Raw genomic sequence first — 15,780 nt, 5'->3', positions numbered from 1 at the left:
GAAAGGTGCTGCCGGTGCCAGATGCCATGGGCTCGCTGGCGTCATCCGCTAGTGCTCGTGAGGTTCGTCGCGGTGGACCGGGCCGTGCGCGTCGTCGCAGTGTGCATGGTCCAGCGGCACGGTCAGGCCCGGCGCGGCAGCGTCGTCGATGGCACCGGGTGTCGGCGTGTGGTCGACCTGCAAGGTGGTGTGGGTGATCCCGTGGTCTTGGCGCAGGAATTGCTCGATCTGGCGGCGCAGACCGTGACAATCGCGTCCTAGTTCGACGAGCACGTGTGCCGACAGCGCGATCTGGCCTGAGGTGATCGTCCAGATGTGCAGGTCGTGGACTTCGTCGACGCCGGCGAGGGTGACGATCTTGTCGCCGATTTGGTCAGGATCAGTTCCGGCAGGGGCCGCCTCCAGGAAGATCCGCGCCGAATCACGCACCAGTCCTGCTCCGGCTCTGACCATGAGGACGACCACCACCAGCGAGGCGATCGCATCAGCGCGGGCAAATCCGGTGGTCAGCACGACGAGTCCGGCGATCGCGGTGGCGATGAACCCGTACAGGTCGGTAAGGATGTGCTGGAACGCGCCCTCAACGTTGAGGCTGGTGCGGTTGGCCTTGCTGATCGCCCACCCGGCGGCGATGTTGACCACGATCCCCACCAGTGCCGTCACCAACACCAATCCACCGGTCACCTCCGGAGGGGACACCAACCGCTGGACCGCTTCGACGGTCAGCCACACCGACAGCACCAACAGGGTGACACCGTTGGCCATCGCCGAGAGGATTTCCGCGCGCTTGAAGCCGAAGGTGTACACACCACGTGCCGGGCGGGCAGCCAGGCGGATCGCGGTCAGCGCCAGCACGATCGATGCCGCATCGGTGAGCATATGCGCGGCGTCGGACAGCAAAGCCAGCGAATGCGCAACAACACCGATGGTGACCTCGACCAACATGAACCCGACGATCAACCCAAGCGCAAGGGTCAGCCAACGTCGATCCGCATCAGCAGACACGCCATGGGAATGACCGGCGTGGCCATGCCCGTGATCGTCGTGGTCGTGGTCTTGCTCGCTGTCGTGGTCGTGGTCGTGGTCAGCGCTCATAACGGTGTCTCCTTCGTCCTGCCGAGTCTTCAACGGATGGTCTAGCCAGGGGATCGGCGCGCTTCCCGCACAGCTCTGTATGGCTCTCGGCCGATGCCTGATGGTGTTGCCGGGTCTGGCGCCCGGTTCAGCTCCCTGTCCCGCTCAACTCGAGGTGGACCTGAACGCAGGCGCACTGCGCTCGTTGGGGGTGATCAGTGATGTCCACCTCGGCGGCCGCCGTGGTGGCCTCCGCCGTACTGGCCATGACCGGGCGCGAACAAGCCGGTGAGAAATCCGCCGCGCGATCGGTCGCCTTCGGCCGGAGCGGCGGGCATCGCTGGGCGCTGAGGCGGGCTCCCGGGCTGGCCGGCGTAGAAGTTCGCTTCCGCGCCGGCCAACTGTTCGAGTTCACCACAGTCAAGAAAAATGCCCCCACAACCGGTGCACTGATCGATCTCCACGCCGAATCGCGCAGCGGGAAGCATTTGCGCCGCGCACCGTGGGCACTGAATCGGCACCGACGACGCCTGCGTCATGACCGGTGTCCCCAATCACGCCCGAAGCCGTCAATACATAAACACATGCGCATAAGCATATATGGGCTAGCGCTGAGTCCTCAAGCCCCAAGGTCACGCAGTGAAATGTACGACGGCTGGGTGACGTGATGCCATCGCCACGGTGAACGGTCAGTCGTCGAATGTTCTTGCATCGCAGACAATTACCGGGTGCACACTCATTTCTTGTGGGGCACATCAGTGATCACGAGTCGGCCGAGTTGCCGGCGACGTTGCGGCGATTGACCAAACGCGCGGCCACCACAGTGAGCACACGGTGGTGTGTCCGATCGGCTACAGCCTCGCGGCGCTGCTGGCCGAGCCGTCGGTGCAGCGCGGCGTACGGCGGTGGACAGGCCGCCCGGCTCGCGGTGACGCCGCGGCCCGCCGCGATCCCCAGCGCAGTCGGGGCTGCGGGCGTCGGTTCCGCCGTGGCCGCGTTGGTGAGTAGTGCGCGAAATGAGCCTGTCGCGCAGGCTCGCCGGCAGGCGGGGAAGATGTTGCGGGGGAAGCGGCGCACGGCCGACGACGAGAATGTTGTCGTGGGGCGTTCGAGAGGATCCCCGCCGGGATTGGCGGACGGTAGTGCGCCGTCAGTGAACATCTGCACGCTTCTTGCCGTCGCGGCGTGCAGAATCATCATTCGGTTGCAGGCGAAGCATCGATGGGGCGCTGGGTCCGGTGGGGCGCAAGCGTGTTGGCCCCCGCGGGCGCTTGGACGCTTGTGTCGTGGCAGCAGTCGCAGCCACCGGCGTCGTGGGGTTGGTCCCCGACGGTGTGCAGGGTCAGCAGTTGGGCCGTTGGCCGGGGCCCGGTGGGGCCGCCGCAGCATGCATCGGTCGCAGGTGGTGGGGCGCCGATATCGAGGTGGTGTGTCGTCGTGCGGGTCACCGGTGAGACTGTCAGGCCGGGCAAGGGTTTGGTGCGTGCGGCGCGGATGGCGTTGAGGATGACCAGGACTTCGGCGGATTCGTGGATGAACACCACGGTGGCCAGCCCGAGCACGCCCAAGGCTGCCAGTGGGATCAAGATTGCGATGATGGCGAGGGAGAATCCGATGTTTTGCACCATGATCCGGCGTGCGCGCCGGGAATGGGCCAGGACTTGGGGCAGGTGGCGCAGGTCCTCGCCCATGAGTGCGACGTCGGCGGTTTCGATGGCGACGTCGGTTCCCATAGCGCCCATAGCGATTCCGATGTCGGCGGTGGCCAGCGCGGGTGCGTCGTTGACGCCGTCGCCGACCATGGCGATTGGCTTGCCGGCCGCCAGCTCGGGCAACAGCCGGGCCTTGTCTTCGGGTAACAGTTCGGCGTGCACGGTGGTGATGCCGGCCTGGGCGGCCAGCGCCTCGGCGGTGCGCTGATTGTCACCGGTGAGCATCGCCACCCGGATCCCGATCCGGTCCAACATGTCGACGGCTTCGGCGGCTTCCGGGCGCAGTTCGTCACGCACGGCGATGACGGCGACGACGCGGCTGTCGCGTTCGAGGACGACGACGGTGGCGCCGTCACCCTGCAGGCGTGCGACGTCGCCGGTGAGCGGGCCCGGTGGGATCCAGGTGGGCTTGCCGAGGCGGATAGCGGAGCCGTCGAGGCGGCCCTTGATTCCGTGGCCGGGGATCGCGGTCACCTCGCTGGCGGGGGCCGCGTCGTCGGCGGCGGCCAGGATCGCTTGTGCGAGTGGATGTTCGCTGCGTGCCTCCAACGCGGCCGCGGTGCGCAGCGCCTCGGCTTCGGTGATGCCGCCCACGACGACGGTCGCGACGACTTGGGGTCTGTTACGGGTTAGGGTGCCGGTTTTGTCCAGGGCGATGACCTTGATGCGGCCGAGTTCTTCGACCGCGGCCCCGCCTTTGATCAGGGCACCTTGGCGGCTGGCGGCGCCGATCGCTGCGACCACGGTCAGCGGCACCGCGATGGCCAGGGCGCACGGGGAGGCTGCGACCAGGACCACCAGGGCGCGTTGCAGCCACAGCATCGGCTCCCCCAGTAGCGCACCGAGGCCGGCGATCACCGCGGCGAGCACCATGATCGCCGGCACCAACGGCTTGGCGATCCGATCGGCCAGGCGTTGGCCGGCGCCTTTGCGTTCCTGGGCTTGTTCGACGATGTGCACGATGCGGGCCAGGGAACTGTCGGCGGCCAGCGCGCTGACCGTGACCTCGATGGCCCCGCCGCCGTTGATCGCCCCGGCGTGCACCTCGCTGCCGGGGCCGGCCTCGACCGGAACGGATTCGCCGGTGATCGCCGACAGGTCCAAGCTGGTGCGGCCCGAGGCGATGGTGCCGTCGGTGGCGGCGCGTTCCCCGGGCCGCAGCACCATCACATCGCCGATCACCAAATCCTGTGGGGACACGGTGATTTCACGGCCGCCGCGGATGACGGTGGCCTTGGGCGGGACCAGCGACAGCAGGGCACGCAGGCCTCGGCGGGTGCGGGTGACCGCGTAATGTTCGAGCCCCTCGGCGATCGAGAACAGGATGCCCAGCAATGCGGCTTCAGCGATCTGGCCGAGCGCGACCGCACCGATCGCGGCAATCATCATCAGCGTGCCGACACCGATGCGGCCGTGCCGCAGGTTGCGCAGCGCATCGGGAACGAACGTGGTCGCGGCGACCAGGACGGCGACCAGTTCCAGGGCCAGCGCAAACGACCCGTGCCCGGCTCGCGCGATCAGCCACCCGCCGAGCAGCAGCGCGGCCGCCAGCGCGGCGAGTTGCAGTTCGCGGACCTGCCACAGTTTCTCGGGCCCGGCCTGCGGCTCGGTGTCGTCCTGGGGTCCGCAGCAGGCATCAGACATGGTCGGCCACGATTCGCGCCGATGTTCCGAGCACCGCGGCGGTCAGGGCGAAGCCCCGCTCAGTGAGCCGGTACATCACCAGCCGTCCGCTGCGGCGTGAGATCACCATGTCGGCGATCTTCAGTTGGCGCAGGTGATGGGACACCAGGTTTTGCGGGGCCCCGACCACCCAGGCCATATCGCAGACACACATCTCCCCGCCGCGGTGCAGGGCGGCGGCGATCGTCAGGCGCGTCGGGTCACCCAGGGCGCGGGCGGCCGCCGCCGCCGGCTCGACGTGCCCCAGAGCGGGAAGGGTCGCGCGGATCGCCTCTGCGTGCGGCAGGTCCAGGCACAGCAGGTCGCACGCATCTACCAATTGATCGTCCATACCAATATCCTAATGTATGTTGATATGAGAATGAAAGGAGGTCGGGATGGCTCGCTCCCGTCGTATGTTGCTCACCGCATTGGTGATCGTCGCCCTGTCGATCGGAGTGCTGGTCTACCTGTCGGTACGTGACCGCGGCCCGACCACGACGCAGATGCCGACCACCAGCGAGGTCATTGGGCAGGTGGTGCGCGAGAACAGTCGCCGGCTGAACACAGTGGCGGGCAGTGACGTGACGTTCGTGGAGTTTCTCGACTTCGAATGCGAAGGCTGCCGCGCCCTATATCCGGTGATCGAACAGCTGCGGGCCGAGTACGGGGACCGGGTGAATTTCGTCATCCGGTACTTCCCACTCCAAGCGCACGTCAACTCCGAGCGGGCAGCGCGGGCGGTGGAAGCGGCGGCCCGGCAAGGCCGCCTGGAGGCGATGTACAAGAAGATGTACGACACCCAGGCCCAGTGGGGTGAGAAACGAACCTCGGCAGACGATGTTTTCCGCGGGTTTGCCGCCGAACTCGGCTTGAACATGGCGGCCTTTGACGTTGCCTACGCCGACCCCGCGACGCTGGAGCGTGTGCGGCTCGACGTGGCCGACGGTCGCGCGTTGGGGGTGCAGGGCACCCCGACCTTTTTCCTCAACGGCGCCCGAATCCAACCCCGAAGCTACCCGGACCTGGCGACAGCACTCGATCAGGCGCTCGCCCACTAGTGGCCACCCACCGGCAACCGCGTCGGCCACACCCAACCAGGCGAAATCCACCCTCGGACAGGAGAATTCACCCCGATGCCGATCACCGCGCTCACCCTCTACTTGATCTTCGGCCTGCTGGGGTTCGGCTGGCGCAGCTGGACCCAATACCGCCGCACCGGCTCGACTGGATTCCGCGGAATCAACGGCCACCCAGGCTCCCTGGAATGGTTCGCCGGGGTCGGATTTATCGCCGCCATCCTCGCCGGGATCGCCGCGCCCCTGCTGCAGCTACTCGGCGTCCTCAGCCCCGTCGCACCGCTGCACGGGTCATGGATACAGGCGAGCGGAACCGTGCTGGCAGTCGCCGGGATCGTGGCCACCCTCTATGCCCAACGCGACATGGGCGCATCTTGGCGTATCGGCGTCGACCGCAGCGAGACAACCACTTTGGTGCGTCATGGTGTATTCAACCTGGTGCGCAATCCCATCTTTACCGCCATGCTGGTCTTCGCTGCCGGCGCCACCCTGATAGCCCCCAACCCGCTCGCGCTGATCGCGTTTGCGGTGCTGGCGGTCACGATCGAACTGCAGGTCCGTGTGGTCGAAGAGCCTTACCTGATGGCCACCCACGGCAAGGCCTACCGCGACTACTGCAAGACCGTTGGCCGGTTCGTTCCCCACATCGGCCACATCCAATCGTCCGAATCAAACATTGTCTGAATCCGACGGGAGGTGAACCGTGGGGCCATCTCGAGTGATCGCACGCCCAATAGAACGCTGGCACACGAACCCCCGCACCGATGAACCGTGAGAGTGCGGTCTTCGATCGACACCCTGTAACAGGCTGGCGCCCACCACTTGCCGTTCGATGACGTCACCGTCGACACCGTGCAGCTTCGGGTTGTGCGCCATTCCCGTCTACACACAAGCGCACACCGAAATGACCACGGTTTTGAGAACTGGCATCCATTTCTGCTTTGTCGATGTGAGCCCCGCCGTCACCACCGATGGGGTCGTCGGCTGTTGTCCGCGTGTTCGCATTGACAGGCGCTGAGCATGGTCCCCAGCGACCGCGCGGGTTCACGGCGGTGGCGGTCGAAGGCGGTGCGGCCGACGGTGGGAGGGTCGGGTGCTCAGTGCTGTTTGACCCAGTAGTCGGGTGCGTCGTTGGTCTCGTTCGGTAGCGGTGGGAACAGCTGGTTCGGATCCGGAGGTGCGTTGTCTCCGTCAACCCAGTCTGATTTCTCAGGGGGAGGTTCGTAATTGCGCCACCCCACGAAGTGGGTGATCCACTGCGCCGTTGCGGTCAGCAGGGCGGCCCACAAGCCGGTGTCCTGCAGAAGATTTGATGTAGCGCGGCGGGTGACCGTGGCACGGCTGGGATAGCCCAGAGATGCCAGTCCGATGGGAAGTCCGTTGTCCGCGGCAGCGAGGTCAACATCGACCGACCCACCGAAGTGGTACGGCGCCGGCAGGTTCAGGTTGACCCCAAAAACTGTTGACGCGTCATATCCGGTCTCAGTGTTCTCGACGTCGACGAAGAGTATCCATGCCGCGTCGGCGTACCGGCAGGCAAACGTGGCTGAGTGATAGACCAACGCTCCGTCGTCGCTGAATCCGGATAGCTGAGTGCGAGGTCCGGGCATGGTGAAAAGCATCTCGCCCCGAAGTACTCCGTATCGGTGCTGTTCGTCGTCCTCTGTTGAGTCGCCGCAGAGCTCTTGCAGAGCCCAGACCGTGTCACGTTCGGTGAGCCTGCGGACAAGTGGCACAACAGGATCGGCGGCGGTGACATCGCGCTGCCCCAGGATTTCCGGGGTTTCGCGCTCGTCAGTGAAGGCCAGCACGGTGACGTGGGCCCCCGAGACGGCGTTGATGGTGGCCGCCGAAGCCATTCCCGCTATCAGGGGGTCTCGGAGTTCTAGGGGTTGCAGCGGCGGGTGGGCTTCGGTGTTGTAACTGGGGCTGTCTTGTTGCAGGCCGCCGCAGGATAGTTGGCGGGCCCAGACTGTTTGTGGCTCAGTGAGGTACGGAAAGACACCGACGGTGACCAGGTCTCGGTCGGCGCGGATTCGTGCCGAGATTTGTGCAGGACCTGATCCTGAGTCAGCCCATATCTCGATGAACGTGCCGGCGCGGGTTTTCACCGATACGGCCCGTCCGCAGCTGTACAGCGGGACCGCCAGGTCCGGGTTGGGCGGCGGCGCGTCGTCGATCACGGGTGCCGTCGTGGAGGTTTGAAAGCTGCACACCGATTCGGTGACTTGAACGGTGCCGCCGGACGGCAACGCTGGCACCGGGATGTCCCAACTGGTCCGTCCCGGAGGTGTCAGGTAGGCCAACGACTCAACAGAGATGGTGGGGACGGTGATAGTGACGGTCAGGGCTGCGCCGCCACGCAGCGATTCCACGTGCAGCAGCGTTGAACCTGCGCAGGGCGGTGCGATGGAGACCGGCGGCGGGGCCGCTGCGGGAGCAATGTCGGCTTCGGCGGGTTTGGATGGCTCCAGGTCGTGCTGTCGGCACTCGGGTAGGAATTGGGTGACGGCGACGTGGTCGCCCTCAGCGGGGAAGGGCTTGTCCAGGAGGAACCATTCTTCGTCGACTTCGAACGTCGCCGTCCAGGCGGCGCCATCGGAACTGCGGGTGACGGTGACTTGGGCTCCGTCGATGACGTCGCCGACCAGCAGTTGGCTCTCGCAGCCCAGTGGCATCGGATCGCGCAAGGTGGGTGGGGGTAGCGGACCTTCTGGTAGTACTCGGGTCCGTGCGCTGGTGATCGCCGGGGCTCCCGCCAGGGCAGGGAATCCAGCGGGGGCTGCCTGGGTCGCTTCGATGAGGGTGCCGGCTGCCGGAAGTGAGGCGGTCAGCGCTATGCGGGCGTCGCCGAGGGCGTCGGCGCGGGCTGTTCCGATGGTTGTTCCGCCGTTGGTGACGGTCACTGCGGCGCCAGGAGCCGCGCCGGAAAGCCATGCTGCGCGGCCGCATTCGAATAGTCGGCTCCGGAACGACATCGGCGGTAATTGGTTGTGGTTGGTGGGTGATGCGCTGACCGTGACGGCGAGTTCGTCGGGTGTGGGCGCGCTGGTGTCGGCGTTGAGTTGCTGGGTGGCGACGAGGCGCTGGCCGGCAGCCAGTGGCGCTCCGGCGGGCAGCGGGACGAGGTCGGATCCGCCGCCGCTCACCGCGTTGGCCACGGGTTGCCCGCCGGTGGTGGCGATGGTGATCGTGGCACCGGGTAGGCATCCTTCGACGAGGACCGTGGAGGCCCATTCGGTGATCGGTCCGACGACGGACGGAATTCCTAGTGCCATGACAAACCCCCGCATTTGCCTGTGCTGACGTCAATAACCTACTCGGTCCCGCGGGACTCTTGTAGGTCCCTTGGAAAACTCTTGTAGGTGCCTTGGAAAGTCGTCGACGTTGCCGACGGCACGAACAAGGTCCCCTTGGCGTGGTCGAATTCGGTTCCCAAATGCCCCAAATGGTCAGTACTCACCGTTTCCCCGCCTCGAGGCGTGTGGATGCGATCAGCGTGTGGGTGATGGGGTGTCGTGCGTCGTCGGTGGAGATACGCAGTGCGCAGTGGCGGTCGATGAGTTGGTGCGCAGCCCATCGGTGGTCGATGAGCGGGCTGAGAAGCTGAGCTCGTGCCAGCAGGTCGGTTGATTCGTCCCAGGTAAGCAGGTAGTCGCCCAGCAGGTGGTACGAGGTGCCCGACCTGAGGAGGTAGCCGCCAGCGATACCGAGTGTGGTGGCGACTTCTATGGCGATGTCGTCGGCGCCGGCGCTGTGCGGTACCGAAAAGTCCAGCATCGGAAGGTGCTCGGAGCCGTTGGGGGTTGTGATCCGTGAACTGAGCGACACTATTTCCCGGGCCGGCAGACCGAGGTAGGCGCCTTGCCGCAGTGCGGCGGTGAACTCCTCGACGGGCACTGCTGTGGGTGGGGCGGCGTTGTGTTGGGTGGCGCGCAACAGGAGTGCGCGTCGGGTTGGTTCGTCGGCGGATGCCGCGGTGGTGAGCAAGCTGTCCCAGAATCCGTACCCTCGGTCGCGGTACTCGACGCGTGCGCCACGGATCAATTCGTCAGCAGCCGGGGTGAGGTCACCGGTGTGCAGCGACGGTGGTCGCTGCAAGGCGATCAATTCCACGCCAAGTGCCCCAACGCTTTCCAACAGGTCAGGCAGGACAGTGACCAGGTCGATGGGCACGTCTGCGTGATGCCAAGTGCTCGGCGGGTGTGCGGGTGAATCCACGACTTGGGAGCCTCTTCTCGGAGTTCGTTGACGCCGGCGTCCGCTGACTGCACGAGCATGGCGCGCTTCACTACCGGAATTGTGCGACCCGATGTCGGACTCGACGATTCTCGGTGGTGTCAGCTGACGATAGGCCCGGTCGACCAGGCGAATCCGGTCGCGGTCTGCTGGTCCCACAGTGCCTGCGCATCGGGGTGGAATTCAGTCCTCACGCGCCGGGCGATCACGGCGGCACCGGTGACGGTGTGTCCGCCCTTCCTCAGGACTGTCGCCGCGCTGTTGATGTGTGCCCCGGTGGTGTAGACGTCATCGACCAGCAGCACGCGTTGGGGCGACTGGTGCGAGGCCAATTCGTATCCGTCCGCCGCAGGCTTGTTGAAGTCGAGTTCGCCGGGACCACGGACGAGCATCGTCCTCACGGGTGCAGGCAAATCGATTGTGGCTAAGGCCTTTTCCAGTGGGTGTGGAGGTTCACGGTGGGTCGACGGGACCACGACGAGGCAGTCGAGCCCGCCACTTCGCGATGTGAGTCGTTGAGCGTGGTCGTGGAAGAACTGCCAGAGCAGCGCTCGAATGTTGTGCTCGTACTCCGGAATATAGGGATCGCTGCCATCGAGACGCCCCTTGTAGGAGGTGAGCCAGTCGCGCAGGGGCGAGGGTTTGCGGTACAGCGTGATGACGTCGAGTGTCAGGGCGGTTGCCGCGAGCACTTCCTCAACGAGCGTGCAGTTGCTGCATACCGCGTGGTCTGGTTGGTCGTTCCATGTCCGGCACCTCGGACAGATTCCGGGACCCGGGTGTGGTGGCGGCACGAGCTCGGCAACCAGGGATTGAGCGTGTCGCTGCAGGTCCGCGGGTGATGGCCACGTCGCGGTCAGGTCGGGACTCCCATCTGGGCGAGCACTTCGGCGGCTGAACTGACAAACATCGCGCGCCCTGTGTCGGCGAGCTCTTGTGCCCAGTTCTGGGATGCCAGGATGGGCTCCCAGAGTAGCGCTGGACGGCCGTACCCCACGGCCTGTTCAATCTCGTGTCGGCTGCCGCTGCGGTAGCGCCCATCGATGACGACGCTGATGTCCGAGAGCCCCGCGATCACGTGGTTGCGGCGCAGGAAGGTCGTTCCCGTGCGCGGTGCGTCGGGAGCGAATTGCGAGATGAGGACGCCGTCACGCCGTATCTCGTCGCTCAAGGGTCCGTTGTCGGCGGGAAAGATGCGACGGATGCCAGTTCCGAGGACAGCAAGGGTGACGCCGCCGGCGGCGAGAGCACCTATGTGTGCCTGGGTGTCGACGCCGGCGGCGAGCCCGGACACTACTGCCACGTCGTGCTGGGCCAGTGTGTAGCCGAGTTCGTGCGCGTCGGCCAGAGCTTGATCATCAGCGTCGCGGCTGCCGATGATCGCTATCGCGGGCATATCCGGGATGGCATTGGTGGTGAACAGGACCGGTGGCGCGTCCCAGCATCGCGCCAGTCGGATGGGGTACTCCGGGGTGCCGGCGAGGACGGGACGTGCGGTGTTCGACTCGATTATCTCCGACAGTGCCTTGAACCACCATTCGCGTCGGCCGAGGTCGATGTGCTCGCAGAGGTAGCTGACGAGGTCGCTGGACGGTGCGTGATGGTTGAGGCTGAGCAGCGCCTCGCGTTCTGCGCTGTTCCGCAGAATCTGAGTCAGATCGCTCGGGCTGGCGGGCAGTAATTCCTGGACAGACATGACCGTAGCCACTGCCATGAGGGCGTCGGTATCCATGGCTTCGACTGTAGGTCAGGGGTCCGACATCTCCCTGGATTCACCGCAGAAATGCCTGCACAACGTCTATTCCGGAGGTGTATACATCGCCTGTTTCAACAGTGCGTGGGCGGCTCGGGCTACGACGGCGTGTTGGTCGCTGTTGAGGTTCTGCCAGGTTTGCTGGTTGACCGGCTGGCCGCCGAGTGTTGGAGGTGTAGCGGTGTGCGCTGCCCAGTAGTCCTGTGCAGTGCCGCCGGAGGCAGCGATCGGGATGATCCCTACGCCGCGGGCTTCGGCCGCGGCGATTTCCTCCGCGGTTCGTGTGCCTCCCCGGATCACGACCATCGCGCGGCAGTCGTCGAGGAGCTGCCCCACGAGTTGTTCACGGGGAAGGTCGGTGTACACGGCGGTCCCCAGGCGCATATCCATCGGCGGTGGCGGCTCGTCTTTGGCCCTGAAGTGGAACGTCAGGGCGTCGGGGTCGTATGTTGCCTCGGCGCGGCGGGCTTGTGCGACGCCACTGGTGACGTCCCATCCGGCGTGACCGCCCAATGAGGTCAGCTCCCATCCCGTTTCACCGATGAGCTCGTTGGCCATCGCACTGGACCAGGGCACGATGATGTTGCGGTCAGGCTCACCGCCGTCGGCGCCCGGTCCTTGACTGCCCGAGATGAAGATTCGGGGCGGGCGAGTCCGGCGGACAAGGTCATTGAGCAGCGGGACGATCTCGCGGTATTCATCGATTTCGAGCACCTGGACCCCACTGGATTCCAGGTCTTTGACGCGCAGCTCGTGGAGTCGTCGCTGCGTGGAGTCCTCGGCTGACGGTCGCCGCAGGACCGTCATGTGACGGTCGTGCACGTTGGTTCCGAGTGTTCGCGCCAGGCGCAGCAGAATCTCGATGTTGGGGTCGGTGAAGCTGAAACCAAGGAACAAGAAGGTGCGGCTGAGATAGGTGGCACGAAGTAACGACCAGGTGCGTGGGCGGTTGATCTCGTAAGCCTCGTAATCGCCGCGGGTGATCACGGGCGCTTTGGCCCAGCGCCGCTGGGCGGTTTCCACGCTGCCGTGCATCTTGATGATCGTGGCCTTGGCGCTGCCGATCGACCGGATGTCTTCTTCTTGAATGGCGACCGCCGCATTGGGCACGGCCTGTTCGATCAGCTCGTCGTAGTTCGTGGTCCAGATTTCTTTGACCCGCAGCTTCGGGATCAAGTGGTGGCTCTCGGCTGGGGTGGGGTTGGCGGTGACGATCCGGTCCAGGATGTGGTGTTCGAGGCGGTCGCGGCCGCCGTCACGGACGTCGGAGGTGATGTACTCGGCGACCAGCGGTAGGTCGGTGAGCTCGTCGGGTACATCGCATTTGCTGCGGAGTGGGTTCAGCAGATCTGACCAGCCAGGCAGCCCGGCGTCGAGCGACAAACCCGCGCCGACGAACAATGCCGCATTGCCCTCCAACACTGCCGCACCGAAGGTGTCGATCAGCTCGAGCCTATTCACCACGAACCCCCATCTAGCTGTCTGAACCCGATCGCAAACGGTAGCAATGCCGGTCTCCACCTGGCAGCACAACGCCATTGCGGCTGCAACGCGGTGGCATCGCCAACCGCCGGCGTCATCGGCACTCGGTGTTGCCGCCTTTCGGGACACTGTGATCGTGCGTCGGTCCATCACCCCGACATCAGAGATAACTCCCATCGCACCCAGTCGATCGCCGCAACGACTTGTGGGTCGTCGGGATCGAGTCCTTCGGCTATCAGCGCGGCGCGTTCATCTGCATCCACATCTTGTTTAGACGCACACGGTGGCCGGTCGGTTCCATCGCTGGCATTTCAACATCGACGGGCTCAGTCGAGATCGCTGGCGGCCAGAGGTGGATCGTCATACAAGTACGGGCGGATGAGGTCGAATCCGACTGCAGCAGGACCCTCGCCGTGTCCAGCGCGTTGGCCAGATCGGCGAGCAGTCGCGAATTCTCATCGGCGATGAGCATCCTGCTGGACGGCAACCCAGCGGTACACGTCTGCGATGGCGACCCCATCACCGGTGGACGCGGCGACGCGTTCGTCCGGATCGACGAGGCCGACCATCAACGGCGCGAGCAAAGGGTGCAGGGCAGAGCAACGCACCGACATCACGGCCGTCCGATTGCTGACCGCCGATGCCGCAACGTCTCACGGCACATTGTCTAGGCAGCGCAGGGAAGCATCCCTGCGCACGCCAATACACCGACACTGAGTGGCGCCGCTGTCAGCGCACAGGCCGTGGTGACCAACGCCAGGTAGGTAGGCAAGCATCGGAGTGCGTCGTGATCGTCGGTGAGGCGTTGCGCACGTGTGAGGACAGCGACGCTCGCCGCACCCAGCGCGTGAGAGGGATGAGCGCGGCTCAGGACCAGCAGACCACTCAGCAGGGTCCGGCGTCCATGTCGACGCGCGGCAACGTCATCGGCGCACATTTCGAGCAGGGCGGTGATGCGCGCCGCACCTTCGGTGAACAGGGCGAAGTACGGCAGGATCGTGGCCAGACTGCGCAGCGAAGCGACGATGTACGCGTGGCGGCCATCCAGGTGTGCGCGTTCGTGAGCCAGTACTGCAGCCAGTTGCCTGCTGTCGAGGGCAGTCAATACCGCCGTGGTGATGACGATGGCCGGTGGGCGTCCGGCGACGCAGTAGGCGGCAGCTTCCTTGGTGTCGACGACGACAATGTTGTCTGTGGTGGATCGGCCCACCAGGCGGACTGCCTCGGCATGGGCGAACGTGCGATCCCGCGCCCGGAGCAACGACCGCGCGATCCGCACACTCGTCCATACCAGGATGCCCAGCGCAGCGGCCACCGCTACGGAGGTGATTGCTTGGGGGATCTGGCCGCCGTGGCCCAGCAGAATGGCGGTCAGGCGCTCCAGGCACGATGTGAGCAGTTCGTCCGGCCTGCCCCAGTGGCCTGCTGCTTCGACGATCATCACACAAACTGCGGCGGTGAAAGACCCCAGAACGCTCGCAATCGCGGTGAGCCATGCGGTGATGGCCAGACGGGGTGCGACACCATTGGCGGTGAGCTGCAGAAGCAGCGCAGGCCCCGCGACCAGAACGACGACGGCATAGAGCAACAGTCCTGCTGCAGCATTCATCGCGGACCCGATTTTCGGGCATTGCGGCGTGCCAGCCGGCGCAGCGCAGCCCGCAGATCAGCCGACTCATCCGAATCGATCTGCTCGACGAAGTGACTCAAAATCATGTCGGGCCGTCCACCGCCGGTCAGTGCTTCTCGCATCAAGTGGGCGCTGTGCTCTTCTCGGGTGAGGGCAGGCCGGTACTGGTAGGCCTTTCCGTTGCGAGAGCGCGTCAACCAGCCTTTTCCGTGCAAGTTGTCCATCGTGGACATCACCGTGGTGTACGCGATATTGCGCTCGGTGCAGAGCTCTTCAAAGATCTCCCGGACGGAGGTCCCGTCGGCGGACTCTCGATTCCAGAGACGATCCATCACTGTCGCTTCCAGTTCACCGAAGCCCCGCACGCGCGCCATGCCCGCCCTCCCGGTTGTATACCTAGATAGCCTAGTCGGTGATACGCCAGCCACGCCTTCGGATCAAACACGTTGACGCCGTTCATACGGACTTCGACGCGCGGGCGCTGACCGATTGAGTTGCCTCCTAGCCGCTGGCCGCGGTGATCGAAGCTCAGGTGACGATGACTAACACTCACGAGCGGCAAGTGCAGCCTGCCGTTCAGCCCTACCCGATTCCGATGGGTTGGCGTCGGGATTACTTGGGGCAGTACCACAGTCGCGTCGTCGCCGAGCCCTTGGCGGGGGTCACGAGTTGCACACCACCGCCGTTGGACGTCGACGCAGTGGCCCGCGCCGCAAGGGCTGTACCGGCTGCATCGAGCCTTGGGATCGCCGATCCACTCGGCCGCACCAGAGATCCATCGGACACGATTGCCCAATGGCGACGCGGTTTCACCTGATTGTCCTGCTTCACGTAATGGGTTGGTACGAGGTAATTTTGGAACTGAACAGATCACCCGCGAATCCCATCCTGATGCCGCACCCAACGTTCACTGTGGCGCATACGCTGTGACCGTCCGCTGCAGGATCGGCGCAGCGTCGAGAGCCCACGATTGGAAGCGCGGTGCCGTGACGGAGCGCGGGGCGCTGAACGTCGATTGATCTCGACTCAGAGCAATCGTGTTGAGCCTGACTGTCGGCTTGGAGGCTGGTTGCATTTGACTTGGAGGCTGGCGACGCCTCGCCGGGGTCGCGTCACCGGACCTGCGCATAAGGCGGCCGTGTCAACACA

15 protein-coding genes are annotated in these 15,780 nt (G+C 65.2%); 2 read left to right on the top strand and 13 right to left on the bottom strand.

What is annotated here, in order from left to right; translation table 11 throughout:
- Window positions 1-48: 48 nt before the first annotated feature.
- From A7G45_RS09160 to A7G45_RS09140, 5 genes are all read right to left on the bottom strand, one after another.
- Window positions 49-1,095 (bottom strand): cation diffusion facilitator family transporter, encoded by a 1,047-nt coding sequence (locus tag A7G45_RS09160; protein ID WP_260936098.1) that lies wholly within the window; start codon window positions 1,093-1,095, stop codon window positions 49-51.
- A gap of 194 nt (window positions 1,096-1,289) precedes the next feature.
- On the bottom strand, window positions 1,290-1,613 hold the full coding sequence (locus A7G45_RS09155) for a TFIIB-type zinc ribbon-containing protein (RefSeq protein ID WP_260936096.1): 324 nt from the start codon (window positions 1,611-1,613) through the stop codon (window positions 1,290-1,292).
- 223 nt (window positions 1,614-1,836) lie between these two features.
- Window positions 1,837-2,235 (bottom strand): hypothetical protein, encoded by a 399-nt coding sequence (locus tag A7G45_RS09150; protein WP_260936093.1) that lies wholly within the window; start codon window positions 2,233-2,235, stop codon window positions 1,837-1,839.
- A gap of 35 nt (window positions 2,236-2,270) precedes the next feature.
- Window positions 2,271-4,430 (bottom strand): heavy metal translocating P-type ATPase, encoded by a 2,160-nt coding sequence (locus A7G45_RS09145; protein ID WP_260936090.1) that lies wholly within the window; start codon window positions 4,428-4,430, stop codon window positions 2,271-2,273.
- Window positions 4,423-4,800: an ArsR/SmtB family transcription factor gene (locus tag A7G45_RS09140; RefSeq protein WP_260936088.1), complete on the bottom strand. Its 378-nt coding sequence runs from the start codon at window positions 4,798-4,800 to the stop codon at window positions 4,423-4,425. The genes A7G45_RS09145 and A7G45_RS09140 overlap by 8 nt, the downstream gene beginning before the upstream one ends.
- Before the next feature lie 46 nt (window positions 4,801-4,846).
- Here A7G45_RS09140 and A7G45_RS09135 point away from each other — a divergent pair, with 46 nt between their 5' ends.
- Window positions 4,847-5,509 carry a DsbA family protein gene (locus A7G45_RS09135; protein ID WP_260936086.1) on the top strand — a complete coding sequence of 221 codons (663 nt, stop codon included), beginning with the start codon at window positions 4,847-4,849 and terminating at the stop codon, window positions 5,507-5,509.
- A gap of 75 nt (window positions 5,510-5,584) precedes the next feature.
- Window positions 5,585-6,211 carry a methyltransferase family protein gene (locus A7G45_RS09130; RefSeq protein ID WP_260936085.1) on the top strand — a complete coding sequence of 209 codons (627 nt, stop codon included), beginning with the start codon at window positions 5,585-5,587 and terminating at the stop codon, window positions 6,209-6,211.
- A 413-nt stretch (window positions 6,212-6,624) separates the two neighbouring features.
- Here the strand turns inward: A7G45_RS09130 and A7G45_RS09125 are convergent, their stop codons facing one another.
- The 8 genes from A7G45_RS09125 to A7G45_RS09090 all read right to left on the bottom strand — a co-directional run bounded on the left by A7G45_RS09125 (window position 6,625) and on the right by A7G45_RS09090 (window position 15,005).
- Window positions 6,625-8,805 carry a hypothetical protein gene (locus tag A7G45_RS09125; protein ID WP_260936083.1) on the bottom strand — a complete coding sequence of 727 codons (2,181 nt, stop codon included), beginning with the start codon at window positions 8,803-8,805 and terminating at the stop codon, window positions 6,625-6,627.
- A gap of 181 nt (window positions 8,806-8,986) precedes the next feature.
- Complete coding sequence (locus A7G45_RS09120; RefSeq protein ID WP_260936081.1) at window positions 8,987-9,748, bottom strand: primase 1D-like protein; 762 nt, start codon at window positions 9,746-9,748, stop codon at window positions 8,987-8,989.
- A 119-nt stretch (window positions 9,749-9,867) separates the two neighbouring features.
- The gene (locus A7G45_RS09115; protein WP_260936079.1) at window positions 9,868-10,458 is read right to left on the bottom strand and encodes a ComF family protein; all 591 of its coding nucleotides are present in this window, start codon (window positions 10,456-10,458) and stop codon (window positions 9,868-9,870) included.
- 164 nt (window positions 10,459-10,622) lie between these two features.
- A complete protein-coding gene (locus tag A7G45_RS09110) occupies window positions 10,623-11,498 on the bottom strand; it encodes a DNA-processing protein DprA (RefSeq protein ID WP_260936076.1) in 876 nt (291 codons plus the stop codon).
- Window positions 11,499-11,564: 66 nt separating this feature from the next.
- Complete coding sequence (locus tag A7G45_RS09105) at window positions 11,565-12,980, bottom strand: SIR2 family protein (protein WP_260936073.1); 1,416 nt, start codon at window positions 12,978-12,980, stop codon at window positions 11,565-11,567.
- 256 nt (window positions 12,981-13,236) lie between these two features.
- Window positions 13,237-13,473 (bottom strand): hypothetical protein, encoded by a 237-nt coding sequence (locus A7G45_RS09100; RefSeq protein ID WP_260936070.1) that lies wholly within the window; start codon window positions 13,471-13,473, stop codon window positions 13,237-13,239.
- 195 nt (window positions 13,474-13,668) lie between these two features.
- Window positions 13,669-14,610 carry a M56 family metallopeptidase gene (locus A7G45_RS09095; RefSeq protein ID WP_260936067.1) on the bottom strand — a complete coding sequence of 314 codons (942 nt, stop codon included), beginning with the start codon at window positions 14,608-14,610 and terminating at the stop codon, window positions 13,669-13,671.
- On the bottom strand, window positions 14,607-15,005 hold the full coding sequence (locus A7G45_RS09090) for a BlaI/MecI/CopY family transcriptional regulator (RefSeq protein ID WP_043987688.1): 399 nt from the start codon (window positions 15,003-15,005) through the stop codon (window positions 14,607-14,609). Before A7G45_RS09090 ends, A7G45_RS09095 begins: the two co-directional genes overlap by 4 nt.
- Between the last annotated feature and the right edge of the window lie 775 nt (window positions 15,006-15,780).

This window comes from Mycolicibacterium llatzerense, assembly GCF_025331195.1.
In the GTDB taxonomy this organism is placed as follows: Bacteria; Actinomycetota; Actinomycetes; order Mycobacteriales; family Mycobacteriaceae; genus Mycobacterium; species Mycobacterium llatzerense.
The sequence above is the reverse complement of the archived record's forward strand: the minus strand, read 5'-3'. Positions and strand labels throughout refer to the sequence as shown.

What these genes read in the sequence shown, in the direction of transcription:
- A7G45_RS09145 (WP_260936090.1), bottom strand. Translation starts at nt 4,430, where the DNA reads ATGTCTGATGCCTGCTGCGGACCCCAGGACGACACCGAGCCGCAGGCC.
- A7G45_RS09160 (WP_260936098.1), bottom strand. Translation starts at nt 1,095, where the DNA reads ATGAGCGCTGACCACGACCACGACCACGACAGCGAGCAAGACCACGAC.
- A7G45_RS09090 (WP_043987688.1), bottom strand. Translation starts at nt 15,005, where the DNA reads ATGGCGCGCGTGCGGGGCTTCGGTGAACTGGAAGCGACAGTGATGGAT.
- A7G45_RS09155 (WP_260936096.1), bottom strand. Translation starts at nt 1,613, where the DNA reads ATGACGCAGGCGTCGTCGGTGCCGATTCAGTGCCCACGGTGCGCGGCG.
- A7G45_RS09140 (WP_260936088.1), bottom strand. Translation starts at nt 4,800, where the DNA reads ATGGACGATCAATTGGTAGATGCGTGCGACCTGCTGTGCCTGGACCTG.
- A7G45_RS09095 (WP_260936067.1), bottom strand. Translation starts at nt 14,610, where the DNA reads ATGAATGCTGCAGCAGGACTGTTGCTCTATGCCGTCGTCGTTCTGGTC.
- A7G45_RS09135 (WP_260936086.1), top strand. Translation starts at nt 4,847, where the DNA reads ATGGCTCGCTCCCGTCGTATGTTGCTCACCGCATTGGTGATCGTCGCC.
- A7G45_RS09125 (WP_260936083.1), bottom strand. Translation starts at nt 8,805, where the DNA reads ATGGCACTAGGAATTCCGTCCGTCGTCGGACCGATCACCGAATGGGCC.
- A7G45_RS09110 (WP_260936076.1), bottom strand. Translation starts at nt 11,498, where the DNA reads ATGGATACCGACGCCCTCATGGCAGTGGCTACGGTCATGTCTGTCCAG.
- A7G45_RS09150 (WP_260936093.1), bottom strand. Translation starts at nt 2,235, where the DNA reads ATGTTCACTGACGGCGCACTACCGTCCGCCAATCCCGGCGGGGATCCT.
- A7G45_RS09100 (WP_260936070.1), bottom strand. Translation starts at nt 13,473, where the DNA reads ATGCTCATCGCCGATGAGAATTCGCGACTGCTCGCCGATCTGGCCAAC.
- A7G45_RS09130 (WP_260936085.1), top strand. Translation starts at nt 5,585, where the DNA reads ATGCCGATCACCGCGCTCACCCTCTACTTGATCTTCGGCCTGCTGGGG.